Genomic DNA, 7,020 nt, shown 5'->3' with positions numbered 1-7,020 from the left:
AGATCGATGCGCCGCCCGACGATGCTCAGCGCCGCGGGCAGCGCCGTCACCGACAGCAGCGCCGCCAGCAGCACCGAACTTATCCCGCCGTATGGCACCGAACGCAACACCCCGTTGGGGTAGATGAACAGCGCCGCCAGGCTCACCGCGATGATCGCCGCGGAGAACAGCACCGTGCGCCCGGCCGTGGCGACGGTACGCGCGGTCGCGTCCTCCACACTGCGCCCCGCCGCCAATTCCTCCCGGAAACGGGTCACCGCGAACAGGCCGTAGTCGATCGCCAGCCCCAGGCTGACGAGGGTGACCACGGCACTGGCGAAGACGTTGACGTCGATGTGGTCGGTGAGCAGGCGCATCATGCCCTGACTGCCCAGAATCGTCATCCCGCCGATCAGCACCGGCAGCAGCGCGCCCACCACGCCGCCGAACACGAAATACAGCAGCACCGCCACCACCGGCAGCGCGATCAGCTCGGCCCGGTGGATATCGTCCTGCATCCCGATGTTGATGCCCTCGACCACCGGCTGCAGGCCCGCCAGTTGCACCGTCGTGCCGCCCGGCCCGCGCCCGGAACCACCTGCGCCCAAATCCTTCTGGATGGCGAGGTAGTTGTCGACCGTGGCGGTGTCGGAGCCGTGCAGGCCGATGCTGGCGAACGCGTGGGTGCGGGAGGCGTCGGCGAACTGCCCCATCATGGAACCGTCGAAATAGCTGTCGATCTTCTTGATCCGGTCCGGATACCGGTCGTGCAGATCCTTCAGCGCCGAGCCGATCGCCGCGCGGATCGGCGGATCGTCGACGGTGTGGCCGGGTGGTGCGGTGTAGAGCACGATCACGTCGGCGTCGGTGTCGCGCCCGAAGGTCTGGTCGGCGAGTTTGGAGGCGACCACCGATTCGCTGTGTTCGTCGAACCATCCGCCCTGGGTCAGCCGCGAGCCCAGATCACGGCCGTAGAACCCCGAGACGGCCACGATCAGGACGAAGACCGCGAACACGAGATACCGATGGCGGTGGACGAATCGGCCCCACCGCAGGAGAAACCCCTCGAGCATGCCCGGGGTCAGCCGCAGGCCGCGGTGCGATAGTCCGCCGAACGCAGGATTCCGCACAGGTCGGTGCGCGAAATCTTCCACTTCCCGTCGATATCGACGAAATGCACGATGGTGGTGCGCACGTTCTCGCCGCTGCCGTCCTTGTCCAGCCGCATGGTGGCGGTCAGCGTGCCGTCGTGATTGTCGAAGACGGGATCGACCACGCCGTATACGGCGCGCGGATTGTCGTGCAGCGCCTTGTACATATCGGGAATGGCGTCCTTGAACGCGGCGCCGTCCTCGATCAGGTCGGTGCGCTCACTGTCGGGCAGCGACGGATCCAGGGCGCGCTTGATCTGCGAGTCCAGCTGCGCGGCGGCCGGCAGCGGCGGCCGGTTGGCGCTGCTGACGGCAGCCGCCTCCGAGGAGGAGGTGAGCGCGGCATAGGCCGACGAGCGCGCCGCCGCCACCGAAGCCTCGTCGGGACCACTGTCGCAGGCGGCGATCACCAGCGCGAGCATCGTGATTCCCCAAGCGCCGTGGACCGTGCGTCGCAATGCCATTACGTCCTCGAATGTGTCGAAAGTAACCGGTGGTTCCTACAGTCTGGCACGTGGGATCAGCGGCCCTCGATGACCGCGCTCAACCGGTTCAGCAAGGCGCGCACCGTCGTGGTCGCGCCGCGCTGTTCGGATACCGGCACGGCGGTCGGCACCAGATCACGCACCAGGGCGCGCACGCTGCGGGCGTCGTCGAGGTCGATATCGGTGACGGCGGCCTCCACCACGGCCACCACATCCTCGGGGCCGGGCACGTCGGTGGTGGCGTCGGCGCGGTAGATCTCGAGGGTGAGGGTGGAGCGCACCGTGCGGAAAGCGAACGGCTGCCCCTCGGCCGTTCGGCCGAACCCGTGCGCGAACGGACCAACGGTTAAATCTTCAAGTGTGAATTCAGACGTGCGGTCTGTTTCCAACCGAGACTCCCCTGGTTCGACGCCGGATGCGAGGTATCCACGGTAACGGGTGAGGCGCGTGCCACGCCGGAACCACCCCGGTGACCGGCCCGCGTGTCCGATCATGGTCAGATGAAGCAGTACGCATGAGTCACACGAAGGAGTTCGGAGCATGCGGGGTAACCGGTCGGCACTGAGTGCCGTCCTCGCGGCCGCCGGTGCCGTCATGCTCGTCGCGGGCTGTTCCTCCCACAGCGACGACGCGACATCTCCCGCGACCGGTGCTCCGGGCACCGCCGCCGCCGCGCCGGCGACGACGGCCGCGCCCGCCGGAGCCGTCACCGCCTTCGGCCCCGTGGGTTCGCTGCTCGCCGAACCCACTACCGGCCGGGTCGTGGCGCTCGACCCCAACGGACTCGGATTGCGCCTGGTCGACCCGGCGAATCCCGCTGCCGCGCGGTCGGTCACCCTGCCCGCGCACGCCACCGATCTCGCGCTCGGCGCCCCCGGTGAGGTGCTGGTAGCGGCCGGGCGCGAGGTGTTGCGCGTCGATATCGCCACCGCCGCGGTCCGTCCGGTGCCCGTCGACGGCGACGTGCGCGCGGTCGCCCGCCGCGGCGACGGCAGCCTGGTCGCCGGGCTGAACGGCGGCCGCGTGCAGATCCTCGACGCCGACGGGCACCCGAAGCGCACCGTCAGCGGCCTGGGCACCGTCGATGCCGTGGCCACCACGGCCGAAGCGGTGGCCACGCTGGATCTGGACCAGACCACCCTCACCGAACTGGACCTCGATCGCGACCGCCCGGGTCTGGCTCTGCGCGCCGGCCTCGGCGCCACCCACCTCATCAGCGATCACTACGGCCGCCTGCTCGCGACCGACACCTCCGGCGGCGCGCTGCTGGTCTACACCACCGATCCGCTGCTGCTGCGCCAGCGCTTCCCGGTCGGGCCCTCCCCCTACGCGCTGGCCTACGATGAACGGTCCGACACCGTATGGCTCACTCTGAGCGGAAGCAACCAGGTGGTCGGTTTCGATCTGTCGACCGGTATACCGGAAGAAGTGGGTCGCTTCGCGACGGTGCGCCAGCCCAATTCGCTGACGATCGACAGCCGCACCGGCGACATGTTCGTCGGGTCGGCAACCGGAGACGGTCTGCAACGCATCGGTGCGGACCAGAGGAAGAGAGGTCAGTGATGGCTCGAGCGCCTCGATACGAGTCGGCGTCCGGCGCCGCACACCATGACCGGCGCAGACGGTCGATTCCCGCGGGATGGGAGGAGACCAGCGAAGAAGGAGAATACGAGTACGTGCCGCTACGACTACCCCCGGACGTGAATCGGGTCACCGCGTCCATGCGCCTGGCCATCCAGGCCGAATTCGGTGGCTGGGAGCTCTCGCGAGTGCGGGCCTACACCGATGGCAGCCGGCGAGTGTTGTTGCGGCGGCGCAAAACCAGCTTCCCCGTGACCGAAACGGGGATGTGAGGGATGTATTCCTTATTCCTGCGGTTGCTGTTCCTGGTGCCGCCCGAGCGTATCCACCACCTCGTGTTCACCGTCATCCGGCTCACGACCGCCTTCCCGCCGACACGATGGCTGGCCCGCCGACTCACCGCGGCCGCTGATCCGATCCTCTCCACCACCGTCTTCGGCGTCGACTTCCCGGCGCCGCTGGGCCTGGCCGCCGGGTTCGACAAGGACGCCGCCGGTGTGAACGCTTGGGGCGCACTGGGTTTCGGTTTCGCCGAGATCGGCACCGTCACCGCGCAGGCGCAGCCGGGTAATCCGGCGCCGCGACTGTTCCGGCTGCCGGCCGACCACGCGCTGATCAACCGGATGGGCTTCAACAACCACGGAGCGGCCGCGGCCGCGGGGCGGCTGGCCGCACGCCGCGGCGGTGGCGTGCCGATCGGCGCCAACATCGGCAAGACCAAGGTCGTGGAGCCCGAACACGCCGCCGAGGACTATGCCCTCAGCGCCCGGCTGCTGGGCCCGCTCGCGGACTTCGTCGTGGTCAACGTCAGCTCCCCCAACACCCCCGGCCTGCGCGATCTGCAGGCAGTGGAATCGCTGCGCCCGCTGCTGCGCGCGGTGCTCGACAGTGTCGCGGCCGGCGCCGAACCCAAACCGGTGCTGGTCAAGATCGCCCCCGACCTGTCCGACGAGGACATCGACGCGGTCGCCGACCTGGCCGTCGAACTCGGGCTCGCCGGAATCGTGGCCACCAACACCACCATTCGCCGGGACGGACTGGCCACCCCGGCCGCGAAGGTCACCGCGATGGGCGCGGGCGGACTGTCCGGACCGCCGGTCGCCGACCGCTCGCTCGAGGTGCTGCGCCGCCTCTACGCCCGCGTCGGGGACCGGCTGGTGCTGATCTCGGTCGGCGGGATCGAGAACGCCGACCAGGCCTACGAACGCATCCTCGCGGGGGCCTCGCTGTTGCAGGGCTACACCGGGTTCATCTACGGCGGGCCGTTCTGGACGCGGGCCGTGCACCGTGGCATCGCCGCCCGCCTGCGCGCGGACGGATACCGCAGTCTCGCCGAGGCCGTCGGCGCGGCGCACACCGCCCGCACCTGAACGGAGCCGATCCCGCCCGCTCGTCCGATCCCACCGCTCGCCGATTCCCGCTGCCGTGGCCCGTTTCCGGTGCGCGGAGCCGGTTGCTACCGGCCGGAAGCGCCCCCCGAATGTCCGATTTCACGTTTAGGATGGGTGATCCGCATCACGTCCCAGACGTGATGTTCGTGCACTGACCGGGAACAAGGGATATGACCACAGCAGAGATCGGCTACACCCACCACACCGGCGCCACGGTCCGCACCGTGCCCGAGGCCTTCCAGCAGACGGCGACACTACGCCCGAACCAGGTCGCGTTGCGGACCGTCGGCGGCACCCAGCAGATCACCTGGGCCGACTACGCGCGCCGCGTGCGCGCGATCGCGGCCGGGCTGGCGAAACTCGGTGTCGCGCATGGTGACACGGTCGGGATCATGCTCACCAACCGGCCCGAGTTCAACCTGGTCGACACCGCGATCCTGCATCTGGGCGCCACCCCGTTCTCGGTGTACAACACCAGCTCCCCCGAACAGATCGCGCACGTGTTCGGCAACGCCGAGAACGGCGTGGTCGTCACCGAGCAGGCATTCCTCGCGCCGATCACCGCCTCCGGGGCGAAACTCGAGCACGTGATCGTCGTCGACGGCGCCGCCCCGGAGGGCGGGCTGACCCTGGAGCAGGTCGAAAACGATCCGGCCGAGGATTTCGATTTCGACGCCGCCTGGCAGGCGGTGCGGCCCGACGATCTGGCCACCCTGATCTACACCTCGGGCACCACCGGGCCGTCGAAAGGCGTGGAGATCACCCACGCCAATGTCGTCGCCCAGATCGTCGCGCTCACCAACGGCGCCCTCGTCGCCGATATCGATGCCCGGGCGGTGTCCTACCTGCCGGCCGCCCATGTCGCCGACCGCATCTCCGGGCACTGCCTCACCCTGTTCACCGGTGTCACCATCACCTGCGTGCCGGACCCGCGCGAGATCGCCGCCGCCCTGCCCGATGCCCGGCCCACCTTCTTCTTCGGCGTGCCGCGGGTGTGGCAGAAGATCAAGGCCGGTGTCGACGCGGCGATCGCCACCGAATCCAGCCCGGTCAAGAAGGCGCTGGCGCAGTGGGCGATCGGGGTCGGCGTCGCCACCGCCCGGGCGCGGCTGGCCGGCGGCAACGGCGGTCCGCTGCTGGCCGTACAGCACAAACTCGCCGATGCGCTGGTGCTGTCGAAGTTGCGCGCCACCCTCGGCCTGGACGAGTTGAAGGTCGCCTCCTCCGGCGCGGCCGCGATTCCGCCCGAAACGCTGGAATTCCTGCTGGGACTGGGTTTCACGGTCAGCGAGGTGTGGGGTATGTCGGAGACCACCGGCGTCGGCACCTTCACCGAACTCGACAAGCCACGCCCGGGATCGGTGGGCCGGGCCGTCGACGGGGTGGAGATCCGCCTCGACAGCGACGGCGAACTGCTCATCCGCGGCGGTATCGTCACCCACGGTTACCGCAAGATGCCCGAGAAGACCAGTGAGGCCATCGATTCCGACGGCTGGCTGCACACCGGCGATATCGCGACCATCGATGGCGACGGCTACGTCACCATCGTGGACCGCAAGAAGGAATTGATCATCACCGAGGCCGGGAAGAACATCTCCCCCACCAATATCGAGAATTCGGTGAAGGCCGCGTCGTCGCTGATCGGCCAGATCGTCGCCATCGGCGACTCCCGCCCCTACATCGCCGCGCTGGTCGTGCTCGATCCCGACACCGCCGCCGTGCGCGCGAAGGCACTGGGCATCCCCGACGCCGATCTCGACACCCTCGCCACCCATCCGCAGATTCTGGAGGAAGTGCGCGCCGCCATCGTCGCCGGCAACGCGAAACTGTCGCGTGTGGAGCAGATCAAGCGCTTCCGCATCCTCGCGCGGGCCTGGGAACCCGGTGGCGTCGAACTCACCCCCACGCTGAAGCTGAAGCGTTCGCCGATCGCCGCCGAATACGCCGCCGACATCGCCGAGCTCTACACCGATCCGGTCCCCGAGGGCGTCCACAACCTCTAGTCGAAACGTTTCGGGCACAAGCTGTTTCACGGCGGTGGGGTCTTCGGAATCACCGAAGACCCCACCGCCGCTCGACCGGTTACTTCTGTTCGTAGGTACCCACGAGGGTCGCGCGCGCGATGGCGTGCGAGAACAGGTTGAAACCCAGATAGGCCGGGGTCGCGTCCGCGCCGATGCCCAGCGATTCGACGTCCACGGCGTGCACCACGATGAAGTAGCGGTGGTAGCCGTGCCCGGGCGGCGGGCCGGCACCGACGAATCCGGCGAAGCCGCCGTCGTTGCGCAGCTGCACCGCACCGCTCGGCAGTGCGCCGCCTTCGCTGCCCTCACCGGCGCTGCCCGCACCGGATTCCAGCGAGGTCACCGACGCCGGGATGTCGGCGACGGCCCAGTGCCAGAAGCCGGAGCCGGTCGGTGCGTCGGGGTCGTA

Annotated in this window: 8 protein-coding genes; 4 read left to right on the top strand and 4 right to left on the bottom strand. The window is 69.1% G+C overall.

Features of this window, described 5'->3' with window-relative positions:
• The 3 genes from RJ03_RS12770 to RJ03_RS12760 all read right to left on the bottom strand — a co-directional run.
• Positions 1–1,109 (bottom strand): MMPL family transporter (locus RJ03_RS12770; protein ID WP_245552266.1); only part of this gene is annotated, 1,109 nt, incomplete at its 3' end.
• Positions 1,061–1,594 carry a WKL family lipoprotein gene (locus RJ03_RS12765; RefSeq protein ID WP_036501551.1) on the bottom strand — a complete coding sequence of 178 codons (534 nt, stop codon included), beginning with the start codon at positions 1,592–1,594 and terminating at the stop codon, positions 1,061–1,063. The genes RJ03_RS12765 and RJ03_RS12770, both read right to left, overlap by 49 nt.
• Before the next feature lie 56 nt (positions 1,595–1,650).
• Positions 1,651–1,896: a hypothetical protein gene (locus tag RJ03_RS12760; protein WP_232329172.1), complete on the bottom strand. Its 246-nt coding sequence runs from the start codon at positions 1,894–1,896 to the stop codon at positions 1,651–1,653.
• A 259-nt stretch (positions 1,897–2,155) separates the two neighbouring features.
• Here RJ03_RS12760 and RJ03_RS12755 point away from each other — a divergent pair, with 259 nt between their 5' ends.
• From RJ03_RS12755 to RJ03_RS12740, 4 genes are all read left to right on the top strand, one after another.
• Complete coding sequence (locus tag RJ03_RS12755; protein ID WP_051024623.1) at positions 2,156–3,178, top strand: YncE family protein; 1,023 nt, start codon at positions 2,156–2,158, stop codon at positions 3,176–3,178.
• Positions 3,178–3,468, top strand: a complete 291-nt coding sequence (locus tag RJ03_RS12750) for a DUF5703 family protein (RefSeq protein WP_051024622.1) — start codon at positions 3,178–3,180, stop codon at positions 3,466–3,468. The genes RJ03_RS12755 and RJ03_RS12750 overlap by 1 nt, the downstream gene beginning before the upstream one ends.
• Before the next feature lie 3 nt (positions 3,469–3,471).
• Positions 3,472–4,566 (top strand): quinone-dependent dihydroorotate dehydrogenase, encoded by a 1,095-nt coding sequence (locus tag RJ03_RS12745; RefSeq protein ID WP_036501545.1) that lies wholly within the window; start codon positions 3,472–3,474, stop codon positions 4,564–4,566.
• A 191-nt stretch (positions 4,567–4,757) separates the two neighbouring features.
• A complete protein-coding gene (locus RJ03_RS12740) occupies positions 4,758–6,590 on the top strand; it encodes an AMP-dependent synthetase/ligase (RefSeq protein ID WP_036501541.1) in 1,833 nt (610 codons plus the stop codon).
• Positions 6,591–6,669: 79 nt separating this feature from the next.
• Here RJ03_RS12740 and RJ03_RS12735 read toward each other — a convergent pair.
• Positions 6,670–7,020: YbhB/YbcL family Raf kinase inhibitor-like protein (locus RJ03_RS12735; RefSeq protein WP_036501539.1), on the bottom strand; the 351-nt coding region annotated here is incomplete at its 5' end.

Origin of the sequence: Nocardia aobensis NBRC 100429, assembly GCF_000308375.1 — a bacterium.
GTDB lineage: Bacteria > Actinomycetota > Actinomycetes > Mycobacteriales > Mycobacteriaceae > Nocardia > Nocardia aobensis.
This window is presented reverse-complemented; position numbering and strand designations above follow the sequence as displayed.

Bases quoted from the DNA above. Each gene is read 5' to 3' on its own strand.
- RJ03_RS12765 (WP_036501551.1), bottom strand. From the start codon at position 1,594: ATGGCATTGCGACGCACGGTCCACGGCGCTTGGGGAATCACGATGCTC.
- RJ03_RS12755 (WP_051024623.1), top strand. From the start codon at position 2,156: ATGCGGGGTAACCGGTCGGCACTGAGTGCCGTCCTCGCGGCCGCCGGT.
- RJ03_RS12750 (WP_051024622.1), top strand. From the start codon at position 3,178: ATGGCTCGAGCGCCTCGATACGAGTCGGCGTCCGGCGCCGCACACCAT.
- RJ03_RS12745 (WP_036501545.1), top strand. From the start codon at position 3,472: ATGTATTCCTTATTCCTGCGGTTGCTGTTCCTGGTGCCGCCCGAGCGT.
- RJ03_RS12740 (WP_036501541.1), top strand. From the start codon at position 4,758: ATGACCACAGCAGAGATCGGCTACACCCACCACACCGGCGCCACGGTC.